21 protein-coding genes are annotated in these 24235 nt (G+C 69.5%); 17 read left to right on the top strand and 4 right to left on the bottom strand.

What is annotated here, in order from left to right:
• Nucleotides 1-94 precede the first annotated feature (94 nt).
• From B7K23_RS03665 to B7K23_RS03650, 4 genes are all read left to right on the top strand, one after another.
• Nucleotides 95-622, top strand: a complete 528-nt coding sequence (locus B7K23_RS03665) for a DUF805 domain-containing protein (protein ID WP_084125047.1) — start codon at nt 95-97, stop codon at nt 620-622.
• 156 nt (nt 623-778) lie between these two features.
• Complete coding sequence (locus B7K23_RS03660) at nt 779-1090, top strand: hypothetical protein (protein WP_084125046.1); 312 nt, start codon at nt 779-781, stop codon at nt 1088-1090.
• Nucleotides 1083-2354 carry a hypothetical protein gene (locus B7K23_RS03655; RefSeq protein ID WP_143338067.1) on the top strand — a complete coding sequence of 424 codons (1272 nt, stop codon included), beginning with the start codon at nt 1083-1085 and terminating at the stop codon, nt 2352-2354. Before B7K23_RS03660 ends, B7K23_RS03655 begins: the two co-directional genes overlap by 8 nt.
• A gap of 116 nt (nt 2355-2470) precedes the next feature.
• Complete coding sequence (locus B7K23_RS03650; protein WP_084125044.1) at nt 2471-3142, top strand: SDR family oxidoreductase; 672 nt, start codon at nt 2471-2473, stop codon at nt 3140-3142.
• 100 nt (nt 3143-3242) lie between these two features.
• Here B7K23_RS03650 and B7K23_RS03645 read toward each other — a convergent pair whose 3' ends face one another.
• Together B7K23_RS03645 and B7K23_RS03640 are read right to left on the bottom strand one after the other, a co-directional pair.
• Nucleotides 3243-4337 (bottom strand): inositol-3-phosphate synthase, encoded by a 1095-nt coding sequence (locus B7K23_RS03645; RefSeq protein ID WP_084125043.1) that lies wholly within the window; start codon nt 4335-4337, stop codon nt 3243-3245.
• A 14-nt stretch (nt 4338-4351) separates the two neighbouring features.
• Nucleotides 4352-4948 (bottom strand): PadR family transcriptional regulator, encoded by a 597-nt coding sequence (locus tag B7K23_RS03640; RefSeq protein ID WP_084125042.1) that lies wholly within the window; start codon nt 4946-4948, stop codon nt 4352-4354.
• 330 nt (nt 4949-5278) lie between these two features.
• Here B7K23_RS03640 and B7K23_RS03635 point away from each other — a divergent pair, with 330 nt between their 5' ends.
• Entirely contained in the window at nt 5279-7561 is a 2283-nt protein-coding gene (locus B7K23_RS03635) for a transglycosylase domain-containing protein (protein ID WP_084125041.1), read from the top strand.
• 115 nt (nt 7562-7676) lie between these two features.
• Here the strand turns inward: B7K23_RS03635 and B7K23_RS03630 are convergent, their stop codons facing one another.
• A complete protein-coding gene (locus tag B7K23_RS03630) occupies nt 7677-8720 on the bottom strand; it encodes a peptidoglycan bridge formation glycyltransferase FemA/FemB family protein (RefSeq protein WP_143338066.1) in 1044 nt (347 codons plus the stop codon).
• Nucleotides 8721-8981: 261 nt separating this feature from the next.
• On the opposite strand from B7K23_RS03630, the gene rpsF reads away from it, so the two are divergent.
• The 11 genes from rpsF to B7K23_RS03575 all read left to right on the top strand — a co-directional run bounded on the left by rpsF (nt 8982) and on the right by B7K23_RS03575 (nt 21551).
• Nucleotides 8982-9272, top strand: a complete 291-nt coding sequence (rpsF, locus tag B7K23_RS03625) for a 30S ribosomal protein S6 (protein WP_084125039.1) — start codon at nt 8982-8984, stop codon at nt 9270-9272.
• 58 nt (nt 9273-9330) lie between these two features.
• Entirely contained in the window at nt 9331-9819 is a 489-nt protein-coding gene (locus B7K23_RS03620) for a single-stranded DNA-binding protein (RefSeq protein WP_084125038.1), read from the top strand.
• Between the two features lie 18 nt (nt 9820-9837).
• The gene (gene rpsR / locus B7K23_RS03615; protein WP_084125037.1) at nt 9838-10074 is read left to right on the top strand and encodes a 30S ribosomal protein S18; all 237 of its coding nucleotides are present in this window, start codon (nt 9838-9840) and stop codon (nt 10072-10074) included.
• Between the two features lie 12 nt (nt 10075-10086).
• Nucleotides 10087-10533 (top strand): 50S ribosomal protein L9, encoded by a 447-nt coding sequence (gene rplI / locus B7K23_RS03610; RefSeq protein WP_084125036.1) that lies wholly within the window; start codon nt 10087-10089, stop codon nt 10531-10533.
• Nucleotides 10534-11130: 597 nt separating this feature from the next.
• A complete protein-coding gene (gene dnaB, locus B7K23_RS03605; protein ID WP_084125035.1) occupies nt 11131-12495 on the top strand; it encodes a replicative DNA helicase in 1365 nt (454 codons plus the stop codon).
• A 73-nt stretch (nt 12496-12568) separates the two neighbouring features.
• The gene (locus B7K23_RS03600; protein ID WP_084125034.1) at nt 12569-14113 is read left to right on the top strand and encodes an NAD(P)-dependent oxidoreductase; all 1545 of its coding nucleotides are present in this window, start codon (nt 12569-12571) and stop codon (nt 14111-14113) included.
• Between the two features lie 73 nt (nt 14114-14186).
• Nucleotides 14187-15857, top strand: coding sequence for an amidase (locus tag B7K23_RS03595; RefSeq protein WP_084125033.1), 1671 nt, complete (start codon nt 14187-14189; stop codon nt 15855-15857).
• The gene (locus B7K23_RS03590) at nt 15854-16873 is read left to right on the top strand and encodes an agmatine/peptidylarginine deiminase (RefSeq protein WP_084125032.1); all 1020 of its coding nucleotides are present in this window, start codon (nt 15854-15856) and stop codon (nt 16871-16873) included. The genes B7K23_RS03595 and B7K23_RS03590 overlap by 4 nt, the downstream gene beginning before the upstream one ends.
• A gap of 188 nt (nt 16874-17061) precedes the next feature.
• Nucleotides 17062-18381: a hypothetical protein gene (locus B7K23_RS03585; RefSeq protein ID WP_084125031.1), complete on the top strand. Its 1320-nt coding sequence runs from the start codon at nt 17062-17064 to the stop codon at nt 18379-18381.
• Between the two features lie 152 nt (nt 18382-18533).
• Nucleotides 18534-19370: an aldo/keto reductase gene (locus B7K23_RS03580; protein ID WP_084125030.1), complete on the top strand. Its 837-nt coding sequence runs from the start codon at nt 18534-18536 to the stop codon at nt 19368-19370.
• Between the two features lie 39 nt (nt 19371-19409).
• Nucleotides 19410-21551 (top strand): alpha-galactosidase, encoded by a 2142-nt coding sequence (locus tag B7K23_RS03575; protein WP_084125029.1) that lies wholly within the window; start codon nt 19410-19412, stop codon nt 21549-21551.
• Here B7K23_RS03575 and B7K23_RS03570 read toward each other — a convergent pair.
• Nucleotides 21548-22579 carry a LacI family DNA-binding transcriptional regulator gene (locus B7K23_RS03570; protein ID WP_143338065.1) on the bottom strand — a complete coding sequence of 344 codons (1032 nt, stop codon included), beginning with the start codon at nt 22577-22579 and terminating at the stop codon, nt 21548-21550. The two genes, B7K23_RS03575 and B7K23_RS03570, sit on opposite strands and share 4 nt — an antisense overlap.
• 307 nt (nt 22580-22886) lie before the next feature.
• Here B7K23_RS03570 and B7K23_RS03565 point away from each other — a divergent pair, with 307 nt between their 5' ends.
• Entirely contained in the window at nt 22887-24209 is a 1323-nt protein-coding gene (locus B7K23_RS03565) for an ABC transporter substrate-binding protein (protein ID WP_084125027.1), read from the top strand.
• Nucleotides 24210-24235: the final 26 nt, after the last annotated feature.

The following is a 24235-nucleotide window of genomic DNA, read 5'->3' as shown; positions in this document are numbered from 1 at the left end:
AACCTTCGCGACCGCTGTCGCGAGACGTGTTCCCCGGCTAGGGTGGATCCGCGCCATCATCGCGATGGAACGGCATAGCACCAGGGGGAACATCATGGGATTCGGCGAGGCGATCAAGGTCTGCTTCAGCAAGTACGCGGACTTCTCGGGACGCGCGCGGCGCTCCGAGTACTGGTGGTTCCAGCTCTTCATCTTCCTCATCGAGATCCCGTTCCAGATCGTCTTCTGGATCCTCTACGCGATGGCGTTCGCGCCCGTGTTCTCGCAGGCCGAGGCCGACGGCACGATCCCGGAGTCGGCCTTCGACGATTTCAACGTGACTCCGCTCGTGATCGGCAGCATCCTGCTGCTCGCGGTCGCCATCGCGCTGTTCCTGCCGTCCCTCGCCGTGGTGATTCGCCGCCTGCACGACACGGGTCGTTCCGGCTGGTGGATCCTCCTGGGCCTCATCCCCGGCGGATCGATCGTGATCTTCGTGTTCACGATTCTCGACTCCGAGCCGGGGACGAATGCGTACGGCCCCAACCCGAAGGGCGCCGAGTGGGGCCACATCCCGATGACGCCGCCGCCGGCGCCCGGCCAGCCCATGCCGCCGACCTCGAGCGACCCCTTCCAGCCCTGATCTGCCTTCACCCCTGACGCCTTGCCCGTGGACGCTGTGACGCGACCGCGCCTCGGCCACAGGCCCTTGACCTGACTGCCTTCTCCCCAGCGGAGCCTGACGAGCGCGCGCGCCAGGGTGGCCGGCGCCTAGCCTGCCGGCGACGGAAGGGGGGTCATGGCGAATCTCATGATCGATGAGGACCGGGCCGCGCGTACGGTACTGGCGCTGCGGGCGCTCGGAGCCGAGGCGCTCACCGCGCGCCCCGCGGACGCCGCGGAGATGGCGGGGCACGCGAGCCTGCTCGCAGCGGTCGCGTGCATGGACGCTGAGCATCGGCGGGCCGCCGCCGCGATCTGCGCCGAGGCGATGAGCCTCGCGAGGGTCGCGCAGGACTGCGTCGCGGAGATTCTTGCGGTGGATCAGGAACTGGGAGGCAGCCCCGCCCACGGGGCCGCGGTCGATGCGAGGGACGCGCGCGATGAGTGAGGCCGCGGACGACCTTCGCTCGTGCGCGGCGACCATGCGGCGTGAGGCCGACGCCTTCGAGCAGAGGGCGTCTGCGCTGAATCTCGACACGGGCCTGGGCTGGATCGCGGGTGCGACCATGGAGGCGCAGGCGAGCCTCGGCGCAGCGGTCGGCGACCTCGTCGAGCTGCGCCGCGAGGGCGCTGACCTGCTGGTCCGCGCCGCGGTCGCGATCGAGGACACAGGCGGGGTGGCGGCGGAGCGCGTTCTCGGGTGCCCGCCCGGATTCGGGACCGCCCAGGGGGAGCGGACCGCGTGGTGGGGTCCGCGCGTGCCGGAGAGGAACGCGCGGCTCGACGCCATCGCGAGCGAGATCGAGGCGCTCACCCGGCCCGAGGTGCTCGACATCGAACGGAGCCTCACTCTCCCGGGAATCGGCGCGGCTCTCTCCCTGCTCGCGCCCCCGGCCGGCCTCTACGCGTACTGGCGGGCCTGCATCGACGCCTTCATCACCGAGCCACAGGCAGGTCCGTACTCGGCAGACCATGGCGAGGAGGGCGAGGAGGCGGCGGAGGCGGCGGAGGCCAAGGAGACGCTTGACGCCTCGCGACCCGCCTCGGTCGCCGAGCTCATCGCCGACTGCGAGCTGGTCGACACGATGGGCGGCCAGGACAAGGCCGTGGTCGACATCGCCAAGGTCACCACCGCCGCAGGGGAGGAGAGCTGGGTGATCACCCTGCCCTCGACGAAGGACTGGGTGGTGTTCGACGGCGACACCCCCGCGCCCAACGACCTGGACGCGATCGCGGTGCTCGCACTGCTCCCGGGGCGGGCTTCGGCCTTCCGTAAGGGGGTCGAGGAGGCGGTGCGGCGGGCGGGCATCCCCGCAGGCGCGCCCGTGCTGATGGTGGGCTTCTCGCTCGGAGGGATGCTCGCGGCGGACCTCGCGCGCACGGGGCTCGGCGACGTGTCGGTCGAGGGCGTGGTGGTCGCCGGCGCGCCCATCGACACCGCCGACGATCCTCCGGGGGTGCCGGTGCTGTCGCTCGTCCACGAGGGCGACGCCGTGCCGGCGCTCGACCTCGCGCCGGAGGGGGACGGGCCGTTACGGGTCACCGTCACGGACACCGTCGCCGACGGGCTCCGGCCCCACTCCTCGGAGGGCTACGCCGCGACCGCGGCCGCACGCGACGCCGACGGATCGCTGAGCGTGCCGTTCGCGCGGTTCCTGGCCACCGACGAGTCGACCGAGGTGGTGCACGCGCAGTACCAGGTCACGGAGTAGAGCGACGGCCGACGGGGGTGTCGACCGGGCCCACGTGCCGCCCGCGCGGCGGCGCGGCGTGGGAATACCAGCGCGCCGCCGCGCGTCGCACAGATATGAGCCAGTCACAGGAATCCATGCACGTGTCCCTCCCCGACAAGGTCGCCATCGTCGGCGGCGCGGGCAAGGTCGCGAGGCGGCTGATCCCGCTGCTCGTCGCGCGCGGGATCGACGTCGTCCCGCTCGTGCGACGCCAGGAGCAGGCGACCGAGCTCGAGTCCATCGGCGTGAGCCCGCGCCTGCTCGACATCGAGAGCGCGAGCGCCGACGAGTGGGTCGAGGCGCTGCGGGGATGCGACGCCGTGGTGTTCTCCGCCGGGGGAGGCGCGGACGGCAACGTCGAGCGCAAGCGCACCGTGGACCTGGAGGGTTCGACCAACGCGATCGAGGCGGCGCGCTCGCTCCACATCCACCGCTTCGTGCAGGTCTCGGCGATCGGCGTGGACTCCCCGCCGGACGAGAGCCGCGGCGAGGCGTGGGTCGCGTATGTCCACGCGAAGCGGGATGCCGACGTCGCGCTGCGGGCGAGCGGGCTGCGCTGGACCATCCTGCGCCCGGGACGCCTCACCGACGACGAGCCGAGCGGTCACATCGCGCTCGGTGAGGAGGTCGGCTACGGCTCGATCCCTCGCGCCGACGTGGCCGCGACGATCTTCGCGTGCCTGCGCGACCCGGCGACCGTCGGGAAGCAGTGGGAGCTCGTCTCCGGCGAGATCGCGATCGGGGATGCGGTGGCAGCGGCCGTGTGACGCATCGTCCCGGCACGAACAGGACCGGACACGACGAAGGCCGGGACCCCGTGAGGGATCCCGGCCTTCGCGCTACCCGGGGATGGGCCCGGGAAACTGCTTACCGCTCACGCTCGCCGGCGATGAACGCCTCGAGGTGCTGGCGGCCGAGGGTGTCCTCGGTCTGGACGGGCGGCGACTTCATGAAGTAGGTCGCGGCCGACAGGATCGGGCCGCCGATGCCGCGGTCCTTGGCGATCTTGGCGCAGCGGACGGCGTCGATGATGATGCCGGCCGAGTTCGGGGAGTCCCAGACCTCGAGCTTGTACTCGAGGTTGAGGGGCACCTCGCCGAAGGCCGAGCCCTCGAGGCGGACGTAGGCCCACTTGCGGTCGTCGAGCCACGCGACGTAGTCCGACGGGCCGATGTGGACGTTGCGGTCGTCCTTGACGCCGGCCAGCGGGCCGTCGTTGAGGTTCGAGGTCACGGCCTGGGTCTTCGAGACCTTCTTGGACTCGAGGCGGTCGCGCTCAAGCATGTTCTTGAAGTCCATGTTGCCGCCGACGTTGAGCTGGTACGTGCGGTCGAGGCGCACGCCGCGGTCCTCGAACAGCTTCGCGATCACGCGGTGCGTGATGGTCGCGCCGACCTGCGACTTGATGTCGTCGCCGACGATCGGGACGCCCGCGTCGGTGAACTTCTGGGCCCACTCGGGGTCCGAGGCGATGAAGACGGGCAGGGCGTTGACGAATGCGACGTTCGCGTCGATCGCGCACTGCGCGTAGTACTTGGCGGCCTGCTCCGAGCCCACGGGGAGGTAGCACACGAGGACGTCGGCCTCGGTGTCCTTGAGGGTCTGGACCACGTCGACGGGGGCGTCGTCCGACTCGACGATGGTCTCGCGGTAGTACTTGCCGAGGCCGTCGAGGGTCACGCCGCGCGACACCTGCACGTCGGTCTTGGGGACCTCGCAGATCTTGATGGTGTTGTTCTCGGAGGCGTTGGTGGCCTCGACGAGCTCCTTGCCGACCTTGAGCGAGTCGACGTCGAAGGCGGCCACGAACTCGATGTCCGAGACGTGGTAGTCGCCGAGCTGGACGTGCATGAGGCCCGGCACCTTCTCGTCGGCCGGGGTGTTCTTGTAGAACTCGACGCCCTGGATCAGCGACGTCGCGCAGTTGCCCACGCCCACGATCGCTACGCGAAGCTTCGCCATTGGAGTGTTCCCTTTCAGTCGTCCGTCGCCGATGCGCCGGAGCCGTTGTTTTCTCCGCGGTGTGCGGAACGTTCGTTCTCGATGAGACGGTCGAGCCATTCGACCTCGCGCTCGACGCGCTCGAGGCCGTGGCGGTGGAGCTCGGCGGTGTAGGCGTCGGCTCGCTCGCGCTGCCTTCGCCTGGTCTCCTGGAGCTCGTCGATCCTCTCGGACAGCCGCAGGCGGCGGCCCTCGAGGATGCGCAGGCGGGTCTCGGAGTCGGTCTGGCCGAACAGCGAGAACCGCACGTCGAAGGAGTCGTCGTCGTACGAGTGCGCACCCGCCGTCGCGAGCTCCTGCTCAAGACGACCCCTGCCGTCGTCCGTGAGCGCGTAGGCGATCCTGGATCGACGCGACGACGGGACGCCCGTCGTTTCGGGGCTCTCCTCGCCGACCGCGGCGATCAGGCCGGCGGCCACCATGCGCTTGAGCGCGGGGTAGAGCGAGCCGTAGCTGAGGGCGCGGAACGGACCGAGCTCGGTGCCGAGACGCTTGCGGATCTGATAGCCGTGGAGCGGCTGCTCGGCGAGCATGCCGAGGATGCCGAGGGTCAGCACGTCGGTCTTCGCCATGCGTCGCCTCCTTGCTCCAGCCGGTCGAGATCATGCGCGATCCGGGGAGGTCGTCGCGATGTATCGGTGCGATATGTAGCATCAAGTTGTATCGCATCGATACATCGCTCGCAAAACTGGCGCGCCGGGGCGTCGCGACGCCCGACATCACCATGCACTGCGCGCGGATGTGGATTCGACACCCCGGGCGACACTCCCGCATCCGAGGAGACACGCTGGCGTGTCGGCACGGAATCCGTGCTGAGTGCATGTCGCTGTCGGGCCGCGCGGGAGACTCCCCGACAGGCCGCGCCTGGAACGTCGGAACTATCCCGTTCGTAGACTGACTTCGTGAGCGACCAACGAGACACCCCCCGCCGTCAGTCCCTCCGCCCTTCCGCGAGCGGCCAGGGCGGGGCCTCCGGCGGTGCCCGACCAACCACGGGAGCCCAGCGCGCCGGCGCGGCGACGACCGCGGCCAAGACGCCTGCAAAGAACGGCAACGGCAAGGCCTCCAAGGACGCCAAGCCGCCCAAGGCGAAGTGGAAGGTCTGGACCAAGCGCATCGCCATCGGCCTGCTCGTCGCGGGACTGCTCGCGGTGACGGCGGTGCTCGTGGCCCTCTTCATCATGTACGAGCGCCTCGAGACCCCCGAGCCCTCGGAGTTCGCGCTGTACGAGCAGTCGACCGTCTACTACGCCGACGGCAAGTCCGTGATGGGCACGCTCGGCGAGGCAGAGCGAGAGATCCTCACCGAGGAGCAGTACGACGAGCTGCCCGACTACGTCGGCAATGCGATCGTCGCGGCCGAGGACCGCTCGTTCTGGACCAACCCCGGCGTCGACCTGCTCGGCACCGCGCGCGCGCTGTACAAGACCGTCATCCTCGGCGACCGACAGGGCGGCTCGACCATCAGCCAGCAGTACGTCGAGCGCTACTACTCGGGCGAGACCGTCACCGACATCCCGGGCAAGATCAACGAGGCGCTGCTCGCGCTCAAGATCAACACGGAGCAGGAGAAGGACGAGATCCTGCTCAACTACATGAACACGATCTATCTGGGCCGCGGTGCCTACGGGATCCAGAAGGCGGCCGAGGAGTACTTCGACAAGGATGCGTCGGAGCTCACGCTGTCCGAGGCCGCGCTCATCGCCGGCGTCATCCCCGCGCCCTCGGCGTGGGATCCGCGCATCGACGAGGCGCAGGCGGAGTACCGCTGGAACTACGTGCTCGACGGCATGGTCGACGCGGGCTTCATCACTCAGGAGGAGCGCGACGCGCAGGAGTTCCCCGAGACGATCGAGTACACGCGCGAGAATACCTTCGGCGGGACGACGGGCTACCTGATCCGCGCCGCGATCGAGGAGGTCGTCGCGAGCACCGACTACTCCGAGGAGGACATCGAGACCCTCGGCCTCGACATCGTCACGACGATCGAGAAGTCGCACCAGAAGGCGGCCGTCGCGGCGGTCAAGAACATGCCCGACGACGCGGATGAGGGGCTTCAGGCCGCGGCCGTCACCGTGGACTCCGAGACGGGTGCGATCACGTCGATGTACGGCGGCTCCGACTATCTGGAACGGCAGCGCAACGGCGTGACCCAAGACATCGTCCAGGCGGGATCGACCTTCAAGCCATTCGCGCTGATCACGGGCCTCGAGCAGGGCATCGGGCTTGAGACTCAGTACCTCGCCAACAACGACATGATGTTCGGCGACTACGGTCCCGTCGGCAACTTCGCGGGCGTGAGCTACGGCTGGGTCGACTTGATCGAGGCGACGCAGAAGTCGATCAATACCGCCTTCGTCGGGCTGGGGCTGGATGTCGGCAACGACAACGTCATGCAGACCGCGATCGACGCGGGAATCCCCGAGGACACGACGGACCTCAACGACAACCCGTCCAACGTGCTCGGCCCCGCAGCACCGCACCCGATCGACATCGCCGAGGCGTACGCGACCATCGCGTCGGGCGGCGTCCACAACGACACCTACATGGTGCAGACGATCCTGGACGCCGACGGCGACACCGCCTACGAGCACGACACCACGTCGCGCAGGGTCTTCGACGAGGACGTGATCGCGGACACCACGTACGCGATGCAGCAGGTCGTGCTCTACGGCTCGGGCCGCACCGCGAACTCGCTCGGCCGCGACATCGCGGGCAAGACCGGAACCTCGAACTCCAACAAGTCGGCGCTGTTCGCGGCCTTCACCCCGCAGATCGTCGGCGTCGTCGCGCTCTACCAGATCGGCGAGGACGGCTCCGCGGAGTCGATCACGCCCTTCGGCGGCTACAGCCAGATCACCGGCTCCACGGTGCCGACCGACATCTGGACCGACATGATGGGCACGATCCTCGAGGACTACCCGGTCGAGGAGTTCCCCGACCGGGCGAACGTCGGCACCGCGACCCACGTCGAGGAGACCACCGCGTCCGAGGAGCCCGAGCCGGAGCCGTCGGAGACCACGACGACGTCGGAGCCGGAGGAGACCACCTCGGAGCCGGAGGAGACGACGTCGAAGCCGGAGGAGACGACGACCGAGCCCGAGCCGGAGCCGTCGGAGACCACGACGACCTCCGATCCGGACCCGAGCGTCGCGCCATCCGCCGAGGACGTCAAGCTTCCCTAGGAGGTCGGGCCGGGAGCGGCCCGCACACGAGAAGCGCCGGCTCCGCAGAACGCGGGACCGGCGCTTCGTCGTACGTGGCGGGCGCCGTGAGCGTGGTGCTGCGCGCGCCGCGGCGTCAGCGACCGAGCGCGTGCTTGAGGCGCAGCGCCTGCGTAAGCGCGGCGTAGCGCAGCCGCTTCACCGGCACGTCCCAGCCGCCGTCGACCTCGACCACATCGCCGAGCTGCTGCTTGAACTCGCGCACGCCCATGAGCTGCGGCGCGCGGTCCGAGCCGACGCCCATGAGGTCGTACTGCGTGACGCCCTCGGACTTGAGCGTCGTGAGGATGTGCCACTTGATCCGCAGGGCCGCCTCGGTCTTGCGCGCCTCCGCGCTGCCCGCGGCGTACACGTCCACGCCCGCGTTGTCATAGACGGTGGAGATGACCCACGACACCGCGCGACCCGGGGTGAGGTCGCCCTCCGGTCCCGTGTCGTGACGTCGCGCGACCCACAGCCGCACGTGCTCGCCGAGCGAGCGCAGCATCGTCAGGTAGACGTCCGGGCCGAAGATCCCGAAGCCGTCCCGCGAGGCCGTCTCCCGATAGATCTCGTAGAGCTCGCCGAACTCCTCGTCGGTGAGCCCCGTCTCCTCGGTGACGGTCATGGCCTCGTCCTTGAGCGTGCGGCGCGTCTTGTAGCGGCCGCGCTTGGAGAAGGACTGCATGATGACGTCCTCCTCGCGCGTGAGGTCGACGATCACGGTGTGGTCGTAGGTCACGGTCTGGAGCAGCTCGCTCAGGTCGGCGGCGCGATGCTTCGCGTGGAGGCGCAGGAAGACGGCCCACGGGGCCTCGCTCCTCACGTACGCGACCAGCGCCTCGCGCACGGCGCGCTCACTCTCGGGGGTCTGCTCGGCGAGCCAGATCGGGCCGTGCTTGGCCCACAGGTAGCGGAAGCCGCGACCCTCGAAGGCGCTGAAGGCGATCAGCGCGACGGGCGTGTCCCCCGAGGCGACCACGAGGCGACGCCAGGGCGCGCGACCGGGGACCGCCGCATCGTACGGATCCCATGCGGGGGACTGCTCGATCGGGACGGGGTGGGCGGCGCCGCGCGCCAGCTCGAGGAAGCGATCGTCGGGGACCTGGGCGACGCTGAGGGCGTCAGCTGAGGTGTTCACGGACCCAGCGTAACGGCGAGAACGCGGACGATGCGGTGGGACGCCCGCCGGCCCCGGACCCTGGGGAGAAGGGACGATGCGGGCGCGGGGCGGGTCGCGCATCGTCCCTGTCCCCAGCGCGCCTGGCAAGTGTCGGTCCGATGCCGTAACCTAGATCCCCGTGGTTGCGCTCCGTCACCCGACGGTGCGCGCCGCGAAGCATCAGACCCTCCTGCCACGGAACGTCCGTGGCCGTACAGTCCAGAGGAGGTGGGTATTTCGATGCGTCATTACGAGATGATGGTCATCCTCGACCCTGAGGTGGATGAGCGCACGGTCACCCCGTCGCTCGAGAAGTACCTCGGCGTGATCACGAGCGACAACGGCACGATCGACAAGCTCGACGTGTGGGGCCGCCGCCGCCTTGCGTACCCGATCAAGAAGAAGAGCGACGGCATCTACGCGGTGATCGACTTCACCGCGGAGTCCGCGACGGCCAAGGAGCTCGAGCGTCAGCTCGGCCTCAACGAGACCGTCCTTCGCCTGAAGCTGCTCCGCCCGGACGCCAAGTAAGGCACCCGGGCTTCGTAGGAACCCTCACCCACAGCAAGCGACCCCTAGGGAGCTATTCATGGCAGGCGACACCCAGATCACCGTCGTAGGAAACCTCACCGGCGACCCCGAGCTGCGATTCATCCAGTCCGGCGCCGCGGTGGTGAACTTCACGGTGGCGTCCACCCCGCGTCAGTTCGACCGTCAGTCGAACGAGTGGAAGGACGGGGAGACCCTGTTCATGCGCTGCTCCCTGTGGCGCGAGGCCGCGGAGAACGTGGCCGAGTCGCTGACCAAGGGCATGCGCGTCATCGTGACGGGCCGCCTGGTGTCGCGCTCGTGGGAGGCCAACGGCGAGAAGCGCACCGTCAACGAGATCCAGGTCGACGAGGTCGGCCCCTCGCTCCGTTACGCGTCGGCCAAGGTCACGCGCAACGCGCGTGGCGGCGGCGGCAACGGCGGCGGAGGATTCTCCGGCGGCGGTGGCGGCTACTCGCAGGCTCCGGCCGGTGGTTCCAACAACGACCCGTGGGCCACGGCCCCGGCGTCGGACGAGCCCCCCTTCTAAACACCCAGGAATCAAGAAATGGCTAAGAACGACATCCGCAAGCCGCGCAAGAAGGTCAACCCCCTCAAGGCGGCCAAGGTTCAGAAGATCGACTACAAGGACACCGCGCTGCTGCGCAAGTTCATCTCCGACCGCGGCAAGATCCGCTCGCGTCGCGTGACCGGTGTCACCGTCCAGGAGCAGCGTGAGATCGCCCGTGCCGTCAAGGTCGCGCGCGAGATGGCGCTCCTTCCCTACGCCGGCTCCGGCCGCTGATCGGGGGTAGACATGGCTAAGGTCATCCTCACCCACGAGGTGCACGGTCTCGGCATCGCCGGCGACGTCGTCGACGTCAAGGACGGCTACGCTCGCAACTTCCTCATGCCCCGCAAGCTGGCCACCCCGTGGTCGGCCGGTGCTGAGAAGCAGATCGAGGGCCTCCGCAAGGCGCGCCGCGCCAAGGAGATCCAGAGCATCGAGGGCGCCCAGGCGGCCCGCGACGCCCTGCAGTCCGCCGAGGTCGTCGTCGAGGCGAAGGCCGGCGAGTCCGGTCGCCTCTTCGGCGCCGTGACGCCCGGAGACATCGCGTCCGCCATCGGCGACCGCGCGAAGGTCGACAAGCGTCGCATCCACCTCGCGCAGCCGATCAAGGCGCTCGGCGAGTACACCGCCACGGTGTCGCTTCACGACGAGGTCTCCGCGACCGTCGCCGTGAAGGTCGTCGCCGCGAAGTAACGCTCGGACCCTCGGGTCCATCCACGCGGGCCCGGTCCCCTCATGGGGGCCGGGCCTTCGTGCGTCCTGGGAGGGGCGCGTGCGTGGGGAAGGGACGGGCGTTCTGGCCGGTGTCGTCCTCGGGCTTGCTCGTCAGGGGCGCGGCCGGTCGGTCTTATCGAACCTCGGGTGTCCAAGTCAAGAGTGAGAAAAGGATGAAACGGACGGGTTCCAGGACATTCTCATATCTGATCGTCAGGTGTGGCGACACGCCGAGGCGCGACACGCCGAGAAGTTCCTCCCCTGACTTCTCCACAGTGGTGGAATTCGCGATATCCCTGGTAGACATAGGGAATTCACCCCAGTGTTGACGAAACTCACAGCGCTATCCACAGTTGTCCCCGCAGTCTTCAACACGGACCTACCCGAGTAGTCCCCAGGCAATCCCCAGACCATTGACGAGTTGTCCACGTTTCCGTGTCGACGCGCGGATCCCGAGTTTGATACCGGCGCGCGAGCCGCCTAACGTCCGTTGTCAGACCTCCGCGAGACAGTGGAGTCGTGGCGCCCGCGGGGGAGGCGCCGCGGGACCGTCACATCGTGAGAGGAAGGTGCCAGGTGTCGATCGACGAGCTGGAGTCGTCGTACGAGAGGCCTACCTCGTTCGAGCGTCTGCCACCGCAGAACCTCGAGGCCGAGCAGTCGGTGCTCGGAGCGATGCTGCTGTCCAAGGACGCGATGGCCGACGTCATCGAGATGGTGCGCTCGGACGACTTCTACAAGCCTGCGCACGAGCTCATCTTCGACATCGCGACCAAGCTCTACAACGGCGGCGACCCGGTCGACGCGCTCACCGTCGGCGCGGAGCTCCAGCGCACCCAGCAGCTCTCGCGGATCGGGGGAGCGGAGTACCTCCACACCCTCATCGCGACGGTGCCGTCGGCAGCCTCGGCCGGCTACTACGCGCGCCTCGTCCGCGAGCAGTCGATCCTCCGGCGCCTCGTCGAGGCGGGCACGCGCATCGCCAACATGGGCTACGACGGCGACGGTGGCGAGGTCGACCTCGTCGTCGACGGCGCGCAGGCCGAGATCTTCGCCGTCACCGAGCGCAGGAACTCCGACGACTACCTGCCGATCGGCGACATCCTCGAGTCGACGCTCGGCCAGATCGAGCAGTCGTCGAACCACGACGGCTCGATGCGCGGGGTCCCCACCGGCTTCCGTGACCTCGATGAGCTCACCGGCGGCCTGCAGGCGGGCCAGATGGTCGTCATCGCCGCGCGACCCGCGATCGGAAAGTCCACGCTCGGCCTCGACATCGCCCGCTCCGCGTCGATCCACCACAACATCGCCTCCGTCATCTTCTCGCTCGAGATGAGCAAGGAGGAGATCACGAAGCGCATGCTCTCCACCGAGGGCAAGGTCAAGCTGACGCAGCTCAACAAGGGTCCGCTCGGGCCGAGCGACTGGGACCGGCTGGCCCGCGCCTCGGCGCGCGTGTCCTCCGCACCGCTGTTCATCGACGACTCGCCCAACATGACCCTCATGGAGATCCGCGCGAAGTGCCGCCGCCTCAAGCAGCAGCACAACCTCGGACTCGTGGTGCTCGACTACCTCCAGCTGATGAGCTCGGGGCGCAAGGTCGAGTCGCGTCAGCAGGAGGTCTCCGAGTTCTCCCGTGCGCTCAAGCTGCTCGCGAAGGAGATCGAGGTCCCCGTCATTGCGATCTCGCAGCTGAACCGTGGCTCCGAGCAGCGCGGAGACAAGAAGCCCATGCTGTCGGACATGCGTGAGTCGGGCGCGATCGAGCAGGACGCGGACATCGTGATCCTGCTGCACCGTGAGGACGCGTACGACCGCGACAACCGCCCAGGCGAGGCCGACTTCATCGTCGCCAAGCACCGTGCGGGACCCACCGACACGATCGCCGTGGCGTTCAAGAAGGACTACGCGCACTTCGCGGACATGGCCCCGCAGATGTAGGTCGCCACCGGGCCGCTCCGGGTCTACCGTGGAAGTGGAGGACGCCTCGTCCACCTGAGACGGGAGGCGAGCCATGACGGCGGCCACGCGTCGTGTCCTGCTCACGGGCGCGACGGGCAACTGGGGTCGCGCGACGTTGCGGGCGCTGCGCGACGCCGACGACCTGTACGTCCGCGTGCTCGCCCTGACCGGCGCCGAGGAGCACGTGGTGCTCGAGGAGTTCGCGGACCTCCCTCATCTCGAGATCTACAAGGGCGACCTCACGCGGCTCGCCGACGTCTCCCGTGCGATCGACGGCGTGGACGTGATCCTGCACGTCGGTGGCGTCGTCTCCCCGGTCGCGGATGAGCACCCCGCTCGCGCGCACCGCGTCAACGTCGGCAGCATGCGCCACCTCATCGCGGCGGTGCAGGCGCTCCCGGATCCGTCGGCGGTCGCCATCGTCGGCGTAGGCTCGGTGGCGGAGACCGGCGACAGGCAGCCCCCGCACCACTGGGGGCGTATCGGGGATCCGGTCCGGGTGTCCCAGCTCGATGCCTACGGCCAGACGAAGGTCGAGGCCGAGCGGCTGCTGATCGAGTCCGGCCTGCCACGCTGGGTGTGGCTGAGGCAGACCGGCATCTTCCACGAGGGCCTCCTCGGCGTGCGCGATCCGATCCTCACGCATGTCCCTCTGCACGAGGTCATGGAGTGGGTGTCGGATGACGACGCGGCGCGACTGCTCGTGGGGCTCGCCGCGCGCGACGTCCCCTCTGAAGTGTGGGGTCGCGTGTTCAACGTCGGAGGAGGGGAGGCGTGGCGGCTCACGAACTGGCAGTTCCAGACGGCGCTCGCGGAGGCGATGGGCGTGCGCGACGTGCGCGCCTGGTACGAGCGGCACTGGTTCGCGACGCGTAACTTCCACGGGCACTGGTTCACCGACAGCGACGCGCTGCACGACCTGATCCCCTTCCGGCGAGACGTCTTCGACGACCGGCTGCGCGACGCGGTGGGGGATGCGCCGGCCCGGATCCGGCGCGCGGGGAGCGTCCCGCCCTGGATCGTCAAGCGCTACGTGATGCAGCGGATCGCGCACGAGAGGCGCGGCACGATGCACGCGATCACCCACCGGCGGATGGCGGAGGTGGAGGCGCACTTCGGGTCGCTCGACGAGTGGCTGCACATCGGCGGCTGGGACGCCTTCGTGCCGCCGACGCCCTCGCGCACGCCGACGTCGCTCGACCACGGCTACGACGAGTCGAAGCACCCCAGGGAGTGGACGCGGGACGACCTCGCGGGCGCCGCTCGCTTCCGCGGAGGCGAGCTCATGACGCCGCTGGTGCGCGTCGGCACCCCAACGGCTCGACTCCAGTGGCGGTGCGCGTTCGGGCACGACTTCGAGGCGAGCCCGCGGCTGATCCTCACCGCGGGGCACTGGTGCCCCGAGTGCGTGCGCGACAGCGCGGGATACGCCTGGCAGGCGACCCGCAACCCGTTCCTCGCTCAGGTCGAGGCGCCGCAGGAGCCCGTGCTGCCGCTGGCGGAGCAAGCGCCCCCGTCCCCGACCCGGCCGGGGGCCACGAGCCCGGGTCACGCCACGAACCGGGTCGAACACGTGGGCGCGGTCCCGACCGGCTAGCCTGTGCTCACTCCGGTAGGTGCTCACCCCCGCAACCATGCCCCGTCGTGGGCGCAGTGAGAGGTCGTGACAGATGGCTTTCGACGTCGTGGAGGCATCCATCGCCGACGTGCGCGCCGCACTCGAGTCGGGCGAGGTCACGGCGGTCGAGCTCGTCGAGGCCTACCTCGAGCGCATCGCTCGCCTCGACGCCGGACCCGACGGCCTGCACGCGATCTGTGTGCCCGATCCGACGGCGCTCGACCAGGCGCGCGCGTCGGATGACCGCCGCGCGCTCGGGGGCGCCCTCGGGCCCCTCGACGGGATCTGCTTCACCGCGAAGGACTCGTACGCGGTCGCGGGACTCACGTGCGCCTCAGGCTCGCCCGCGTTCAGGGACCTCGTCGCGACGCGCGACGCCTTCACGATCGAGCGCCTGCGTCAGGCCGGGGCGATCCACCTGGGCAAGACGACCATGCCGCCGATGGCCAACGGCGGGATGCAGCGCGGCCTCTACGGGCGCGCCGAGAGCCCCTACAACCGCGAGTACCTCACCTCGGCGTTCGGGTCAGGCTCGTCGAACGGCTCGGGCACTGCGACCGCGGCGAGCATGGCGACGTTCGGGCTGGGGGAGGAGACCTGGTCGAGCGGCAGGGCTCCCGCCTCGTGCAACGCGCTCGTCGCGTACACGCCCTCGCGCGGGATCATCTCGGTACGCGGCAACTGGCCGCTCGTGCCGACCATGGACGTCGTCGTGCCCCACACCCGCACGGTCGCCGACATGCACGAGCTCGTGCAGCTCCTCATCGCGTACGACCCGGACTCCAGGGGGGACCTGTGGCGCATGCAGCCGTGGGTGCCGATGCCCTCACCCGAGGAGCTCAAGGCGAGCGAGGACAGCATGGTGCCGAACGCGAGCCTCGAGGGTGTGCGGATCGCGGTGCCCCGCATGTACGTCAACGGCGCCCCCGAGCAGGAGCACCCGATCCGCACCCGGGACTCGGTGACCGCGCTGTGGGAGCGCGCCAGGACGATGCTCGAGGCGGCGGGCGCCGAGGTGGTCGAGACGGACTTCCCGGCGGTCGAGCGCTATGAGGCGGGCGCACTCGTGGAGGAGGGCTGGGTTCCCGTGGAGTTCTTCGAGCGCGAGCTGTGGGACCTGTCGATCGCCGCGTGGGACGACTTCCTCGCGGCGAACGGCCAGCCGGGACTCGACGCTCTGGCCGACGCCGACCCGGATCAGATCTTCCCCGCGCCCGAGGGTGCGCTGCCGGACCGCTACGGCTCGCTGACCCTGCCCGCACGCTACGCGGACGACGCATTCGACCTGGGCGACTACGTGCGACGCGCGCGCGAGGGCGTGACCCCGTGGCGAGACGTGCCCTTCCTCGAGGAGGGGCTTCGGGGCCTCGAGCGCGCGCGCCAGGTCCTCCTCGAGGACTGGATGGATGAGCATCGTCTGGATGCCGTCGTGTTCCCCGCCATGGCCGACGTCGGCCCTGCCGACGCGGACGTCGACCCCGTGTCCGCGACCGCGGCGTGGCGCAACGGCGTGTGGGTGGCCAACGGCAACCTCGCGATCCGTCACCTCGGCATCCCCACGGTCACCGTGCCGATGGGGGTCATGGAGGACACACACATGCCCGTGGGTCTCACGATCGCGGGCCGCGCGTGGGACGACGCGCGCCTGCTGAGCCTCGCGGGCGCGGTCGAGCGTGTGCTGCCGCCGCGCGCCGCGCCTACGTACCTGGGAGGGAACGCATGACCTGGACGATGCCGGCCGAGTGGGAGCCGCACGAGCGTGCCTGGATGGCGTGGCCGTCGGCGGAGTACACGCTCGGGGAGAGATCGGACGAGGCATGGGCCACCTGGGCGGCGGTCGCGAACGCGATCGTGCGCTTCGAGCCCGTCACGATGATCGTGCCCGCGCATCTCAAGGACGTCGCCGCCGAGTATCTCGCGCCCGAGGTCGACGTGGTCGAGGGGGACCTGGACGACGGCTGGTACCGCGACATCGGGCCCACGTTCGTGTGGGGACAGGAGGATGCGCTCGGCGCCGTGAACTGGGATTTCAACGGGTGGGGCGCGCAGGACTGGGCGACGTGGGACAACGACGCGCACGCAAGCCTGATCGCGACCTCGGCGTCCGGCGCGACCCTGATCGACTCGCCCCTGGTCAACGAGGGCGGGGGCATCCACACGGACGGCGAGGGCACGTTCCTTGTCACCCGCACGGTGCAGCTCGACCCGGGACGCAATCCGGGTCTCACCGAGGCGGAGGTCGAGGAGGAGCTGGCCCAGACCGTCGGCGCCCGGAAGGTGATCTGGCTGCCTCGCGGGCTCACGCGCGACGCGGAGCGCTTCGGCACGCGCGGACACGTGGACATCGTCGCGTGCTTCACGAGGCCGGGAAGGGTGCTGCTGCACGATCAGCAGGATCCGGAGCACCCGGACTTCGAGGTGAGCAGGCTCATCCGCGAGACGCTCGAGGCCGCGACCGATGCGGCGGGTCGGCCGCTTGAGGTCGTGTCGATGCCTGCGCCGACGGTGCTGCGGGATGACGAAGGCTGGGTCGACTACTCGTATATCAACCACTTCGTGGTCAACGGTGCGGTCATCCTGTGTGCGTTCGACGATCCGCACGATGCGGTCGCGAAGGAGATCCTGGCCGCCGAGTACCCCGGGCGGGAGATCGTGCTGGTCGACGCGCGGCCGCTGTTCGCGCGCGGCGGCGGGATCCACTGCATCACCCAGCAGCAGCCGGCGGTGCCGGTCGAGTAGCGCCTTTCCCTCGGGGGTTCCGCACGCTAGTTGCAAATGGTTTTGAAAATCATTCCCAACTAGGTTAGGCTCGTCGCAGTTCATCAGGCAGCCCGACGACGCGCCCGCGGATGACGCGCCGGTCCGTCGGCGCAAGGAACCCACCGAAGTGAAAGGCAAGCCCCTGCGCGCAGGGGCGAGGAACTCCCATGTCACGCACCCTGTCCCGCCCAGCCCGGTACGCCGCCCTCGGCGCAGTGCTCGCGCTCGGCCTCACCGCCTGCGCGACCGCAGACGCGGAGCCCGAGGCGTCGGCCACGGCCTCCGCCGAGGAGCACGACGAGGACGGTCATGACCACGACGAGGAGGAGTCGGAGTCCGGCTCGACCGAGCAGGCGTCTGCGACCCCGCGCCTCGTCATGACCTACGACGGCGGCATCGTCGTCGTGGACGCGAACTCTCTCGAGGTCGAGGCCGACATCGCGCTCGACGGTTTCAATCGCCTCAACTCGCTCGGCGACGGTCGCCACGTCGCGGTCTCCACGACCGGCGGCTTCCAGATTCTCGATGCAGGCACGTGGTCGCAGGCCCACGGGGACCACTACCACTACTACACGGGCGAGATCAGCCTCACCGACCTCATGGTCGAGGCCGAGACGCCGGGTCACGTGGTCGTGCACGACGGCTACAGCATCCTGTTCGACGACGGCACGGGCCACGTGTCGGCGTTCTACACCTCGGACTGGACCCACATGGTCGAGGAGGGGCACCTCGACGTGGTCCGCGAGTACGACGCCGAGGAGGCGCACCACGGCGTGGCCGTGCTGACCGAGGAGGGCGAGCTGCTCGTCACCATCGGCAACGAGGACGGTCGCACGGGCGCGATGCTGCTCGATGAGGACGACGAGGTCATCGCGTCGACCGACCAGTGCCCGGGCGTGCACGGCGAGACCGCCTTCACGAACGCGGAGGGCGAGGACCTGCTCATGGTCGGCTGCGAGAACGGCGCGGTCGTGTTCCACGGCGACCACGTCCACTACTTCACCGCGGGCGAGGACTACGCCCGCACCGGCAACCTGTACTCCTCGGAGGGCTCGAACATCGTGGTCGGCGACCTCAAGACCGACCCCGAGGGCGGCATCAACCTGAGCGAGATCGTCCTCCTCGACACCGCCAATGAGACGCGCACCGTCGTCGACCCGTTCGACGGCGCCGACGCGGAGTACACGTGGCGCGACATCCGCCGCGGCGACGACGGCGAGATCCTCGTGCTCGGCACGGATGGCACGCTGCGCGTCCTCGACGAGGCGACCGGCGACGTCGTATCCGCGATCCCCGTCGTCGACGAGTGGGAGGTGCCGGTCGAGTGGCAGACTGCTCACCCGGCCGTCGAGGTGCTCGCAGGCATGGCGTACGTGACCGAGCCCGCGACCGGCGAGGTCCACATCGTCGACTACGTCGAGGGCGAGCTGTGGAAGTCCGTCGAGGTCGGCGTCGAGATGAACGAGATCGCCGGCGTCACCGGCTGATCCGACCACTCAGCCATACGGCTGGAACCACGCGGTTGACGACACAGGGCCGGGGGTGGCGAGAGCCGTCCCCGGCCCTTTTCGTCCCCCCCGCGCGCGCGTGGTTGACTTGTCGCGAAGCACCGGCGCCGCGTCGGTCGAAGGGAGCCCGCATGACCGCCCTCAGCCCCACCGTCTCGTTCCACGACGGAGGCACGATCCCTCAGGTCGGCCTCGGCGTGTGGAAGGCGAGCCAGGAGGAGGCGACGACGGCGGTCCGTGAGGCGCTCGCCGCCGGCTACCGTCACATCGACACCGCCGCGATCTACGAGAACGAGGAGGGCGTCGGGGCGGGTCTGCGCGACGCCGGCCTGCCGCGCGAGGACGTGTTCGTGACGACCAAGGTCTGGAACCGTGCCCAGGGCTTCGCGTCCACGAAGGAGGCCGCGCGGACGAGCCTCGAGCGCCTCGGCCTCGACTACGTGGACCTGCTGCTCATCCACTGGCCCGTCGCCAAGGCCGACCGCTACGTGGACACCTGGAAGGCCATGATCGAGCTGCGCGAGGAGGGTCTCGTGCGCGCGATCGGCGTCTCGAACTTCACCCCCGCGACTCTCGAGCGCCTGATCGAGGAGACAGGCGAGGCGCCCGTGCTCAATCAGATCGAGGTGCATCCCTACCTGCAGCAGGAGGCCATGCGCGGCGTCAATGCGGCGCACGGTGCGCTCACCGAGGCGTGGAGCCCCCTCGGTCAGAGCCGAGTCCTCACCGACCCCGCGATCGAGGCGATAGCCGCTAAGCACGGGAAGACTGCCGCGCAGGTCGTGATCCGCTGGCACGTGCAGCTCGGCAACGTCGTCATCCCGAAGTCGGTGACGCCTGCCCGCATCGTCTCCAACATCGATGTCTTCGACTTCGCGCTCGACATCGAGGACATGGCCGCTATTGCCGCCCTGGACCGCGGCGAGCGCTTCGGTCCCGACCCGGAGACATTCGGCCGGGTCGAGTAGAGAAGGCCGCCTGGAGAAGGTCGCCTCGAGGAGGAACCCATGGACGATGGAGTCCGCACCACTGTTGTGGACGCGCACGGCTGCCTGCGCATGCAGGCGGCGGGAGTGGAGCTGTGCCTCGACCTCGCCGACGGCTACCCCGTGGTGCTCCACTGGGGCGCCCCGCTCGGCGGCTGCAGCACGGACGAGCTCCGGGTGCTCGCCGACGCGAGCCGCCCTCACTGCGACCTGAACGAGCCCGTCGAGCCGGGGATGCTGCGCGAGTCCGCTCGGGGCTTCCGCGGCCGTCCGGCACTGCGCGGACACCGCTCCGGCCGAGACTTCTCGCCGCTCTTCGCGGTGCAGTCATGTGAGGTCGACGGCGACAGCGCGACGATCCGGCTCGCCGACGAGTCCGCGGGACTCGCGCTGAGCATGACCGTCACCATGACGCCGCAGGGAGTCCTCCTGCTCGGATCTGAGCTCTCCAACACGGGCGATGGCTCCTACAGCCTCGACGGCCTCGCCACGTGGCTCCCGGTGCCGGACCGCGCCACCGAGCTGCTCGACTTCTCCGGGCGGTGGCTGCTCGAGCGCCAGCCGAACCGCCTGCCCTTCGCCCCAGGACTGCGCGTGCGCGAGGGGCGCGAGGGGCGAACCGGCCACGACGCGAGCATCGTCCAGTGCGCCCTCACCCCGACCACCACGACCGAGACCGGTGAGGTGTGGGCCCTCGCGCCGCTGTGGAGCGGCGGCACGGCCTACCTCGCCGAGCGGGACACCGCCGGGAGGGGCGCGCTCGGTGCGGGCGAGCTCCTCGAGCCGGGTGAGGTCGAGCTCGCACCGGGCGAGAGCTACCGCGCCCCGACGATCGCCGCGCTGTACGCCGCCGACGGCCTCGACGGCATGGGGGCGCGTTCGCACGCGTGGCTGCGTGCGCGGCCGGGGCACCGGGGCAGCGATCGTCCCGTGACGCTCAACGTGTGGGAGGCCGTGTACTTCGACCACTCGCTCGACACGCTCACGCGCCTCGCCGAGCGCGCGGCGGTGGTGGGCGTCGAGCGCTTCGTCCTGGACGACGGGTGGTTCGGCTCACGCAGGGATGACACCTCGGGCCTCGGAGACTGGGTCGTCTCGGAGGACGCGTGGCCTGATGGGCTCGGACCCCTGGTCGATGCGGTCCGATCGCGCGGCATGCAGTTCGGTCTGTGGTTCGAGGGCGAGATGCTCAACGAGGACTCCGAGCTCTTCCGTGCGCACCCCGACTGGGTGCTTCACGTGCCCGGCCGCATGCCGCCGCTCGCCCGGAACCAGTGGGTTCTCGACCTCACCCACCCGGACGCGTTCGCACACATCCTCGAGCGCGTGCATGCGATCGTCGCCGAGTACGAGGTCGACTACATCAAGTGGGATCACAACCGCTTCCTCACGGATCCCGCGCATGAAGGCCATCCCGCCGTCCGCGCCCAGACCCACGCGATCTACGCGCTGTTCGACGAGCTGCGCCGCCGCAGCCCGCGGCTCGAGATCGAGTCGTGCGCGTCGGGCGGCGGTCGCGTCGATCTCGGCATGGCGTTCCATGCCGATCGGTTCTGGACCTCGGACCAGAACGACGCGCTCGAACGCCAGGGCATCCAGCGCTGGACCGGGCTCGTGATCCCTCCCGAGATGCTCGGCACCCACATCGGCCCGAGCCCCTCCCACGGGACGGGGCGCGTCCACAGTCTGCAGCTGCGGGCGATCACCGCGCTGTTCGGCCACGCCGGCATCGAGTGGAACCTGCTCGAGGCGAGCGAGGAGGAGGTCGAGGCGCTCGCTGCCTGGACCGCCTTCTACCGGCGTCACCGCGGGGTGCTGCACGCGGGTCGCGTCGTCAGAGTCGAGCACCCCGACCCCGGGGCGCTGGTGCACGGTGTCGTCGCGCAGGACCGCGGTACGGCGGTCTTCGCGTACGTGCAGCTCGCGACCTCGGGCAGCACGCGGCCCGCGTCCTTCCGGCTCCCCGGCCTGGATCCCGAGGCGCGCTACCGCGTGCGCGCACAGGAGTTCGGCGGCGCTCGCACGGTCCAGGCGCGCGGACCGCGCTGGTACGACGAGGGAGCGATCACGACGGGAGCGGCGCTCGCGACCGTGGGGCTGCAGCCGCCGAACCTGTGGCCCGAGCAGGCGATCCTCGCCGTGGCGGAGCGGATCGAGAGCTAGGCGCGCGGCGGCGCGGTCGAGCCGCGGAGGACCAGCTCGGTGGGGACGAGGAGGTTGGTCGCACCGGGGTGCCTGGCGTCCTCGATGAGCGCGAGCAGGGCGTTGAGCAGCTCCGTCCCCAGCCGCGCGAAGTCCTGACGGATGGTCGTGAGCGCCGGCGCGGCGAACTCCCCGAGCGCGATGCCGTCGAAGCCGATCACGGAGACGTCGCCGGGTACGTCCTTCCCGGCCTCGCGCAGCGCCTTCATGAGCCCGAAAGCCATCTCGTCGTTGCCGCACAGCACGGCGGTCACGTCGTCCTGCGCCGCGAGGATCCGGCCGATCCGGTATCCCGACTCGGGAGTCCAGTCGCCGTGGTGGGGCTCGACCGGCGTGATGCCCGCCTCCTCGAGCCGCGTGCGCCAGCCATGCAGGCGTAGCCGGGCGGGCTGCGAGGCCTCCGGCCCCGCGAGGTGGTGCACGGTGCGGTGGCCAAGTGCGAGCAGGTGGTCGACCGCCTTCCGCACACCATCCACCTCATCGCTCACCACGCACGGGTGCAGTCCCCGGACGCGCGAGTCGCTCGCGACCATGGGCAGGCCGGGCGGGAGGGCGAGCCGCGCGGTCGAGTAGCCCTCCGAGCGCAGCAGGATGAGGCCGTCCACCGTCTGGTGGCGCATGCGACGCGCGGCGGCCTCCCAGTCGTCGTGAGGCACCGCGTGGAGGCTCATGAGCGTCACGCTCAGGTCGCGCAGCGCTGCGGCGCGCAGCACCGCGTCGGTGATGGCGCTCTCTCCCGTGCGGTCGAACTGGCGCGCGAGCAGTCCGATGCTGCCATAGCTGCCGTGGCGCAGTGCGCGGGCGGCGCGGTTGGGCGCGTAGCCGAGCTGGTCCATGGCGCGCAGGACGCGCTCGCGGGTCTCGGGCTTGACGGCTTCAGGCTGGTTGGAGACGCGCGACACGGTCTGTCCTGACACGCCTGCGAGGCGCGCGACATCGAGAAGGGACGGGCCCTTCTTGCGTCCGTTGCGTTCTCCGTTGACCGCCACGCTGCTCACAATAACCCCTTCACCGCTCGCAATGTTGACGTTGCCATCGACTCGCCCCTTCGCCCGCCTGGAAAGGGGACCTTTACCGAAATGTGACCGACGTTGACCTTGGGTGTCGGACAGATCTCGGTTATGTTGACCTTAACATTCCGCCGCAGGGGTGCCGATCGACGACGAGGTCGAAGGGAAAGGTCGATCACGGTGTCGGCTCGGTGCGACGGCGACGGGATGGGATCCGGAGGGCGTTCAAAGGGGTTCGCTCGCAGTACCGGGAACTGAACGACTTCAATGGAGAAGGCGGACGAACATGAGAGTGCTTCGTGCAGGTGCAGCGACCGCGGCAGGCGCGGTCTTGGCGATCGGACTGGCCGCGTGCTCGAGCGGCGGAGACGACGGTGACGCGAGCGGCGACGCGAGCGGCGACTCGGGCAGCAGCGGCGGCAACACGCTGACCGTGTGGGCGTGGGACCCGGCGTTCAACATCTACTCGATGGAGGAGGCCGAGAAGGTCTACCAGGAGGAGAACCCGGACTTCGTCCTCGACATCCAGGAGGTCACGTGGGAGGACCTTCAGACCAAGCTCACGACCCTCGCGCAGTCGCAGGAGTTCGACCAGCTCCCTGACATCTTCCTGATGCAGAACAACGCGTTCCAGAAGAACGTCATCAACTACCCGGACCTCTTCTCCGACCTCACCGACTCGGGCGTGAGCTTCAGTGACTTCCCCGAGGGCGTCACCGGCTACTCGACGGTCGACGGGGCCAACTACGGTGTGCCGTTCGACGCGGGCACCGCGATCAACGCGATGCGCACCGACATCCTCGAGGAGGCCGGCTACACGCTGGACGACTTCACGGACGTCACGTGGGACGAGTACATCACCATGGGCGAGGACATCCTCGACAAGACCGGCTACCCGATGCTGTCCGGCATCGCGGGCGAGCCCGACACGATCCTCATGATGCTCCAGTCCGCGGGCCAGAGCCTCTTCGACGACGAGGGCAACCCGACCATCACCGACAACGCGGCGCTCGAGACCTCGATCGACCTCTACTCGGAGATGGTGGAGAAGGGCATCTACCTCGAGGTGAACTCGTGGGACGAGTACATCGCGACCCTCGTGAATGGTCAGGTCGCCAGCACCATCAACGGTGTGTGGATCTCCGGCTCGCTGCAGACCGCTGAGGACCAGGCCGGCCTGTGGGGCGTCACGAACCTGCCGAGCGTCGACGGGGTCGACGGTGCCACCCACTACTCCGCGAACGGCGGATCCTCGTGGGCGATCAGCTCGAACGCCGACTACGAGCTCGCCGCGGACTTCCTCGCGTCGACCTTCGCGGGCTCGACCGAGCTCTACGACACGATCCTCCCGAGTGCGGGTGCGGTCGCGAACTGGATCCCCGCGGGTGACTCCGACGTCTACCAGGAGCCGCAGGACTTCTACGGCGGCCAGGCCATCTACGCCGATGTGATCGAGTTCGGAGCAGGCGTTCCGACCAACAACACCGGCGCCTACTACTACGAGGCCCGTGACGCCGTCGGCGTCGCGATCACGCAGATCATGGGCGGCACCGACGCCGCGACGGCGCTCGGCGAGGCGCAGTCCACCGTCGAGTTCGCGATGAGCTGACCCCAGCCCTCATCACCTCGGAGAAG

The sequence above is a fragment of the Demequina sp. NBRC 110054 genome (assembly GCF_002090115.1).
Taxonomy (GTDB): Bacteria; Actinomycetota; Actinomycetes; order Actinomycetales; family Demequinaceae; genus Demequina.
The sequence above is the reverse complement of the archived record's forward strand: the minus strand, read 5'-3'. Positions and strand labels throughout refer to the sequence as shown.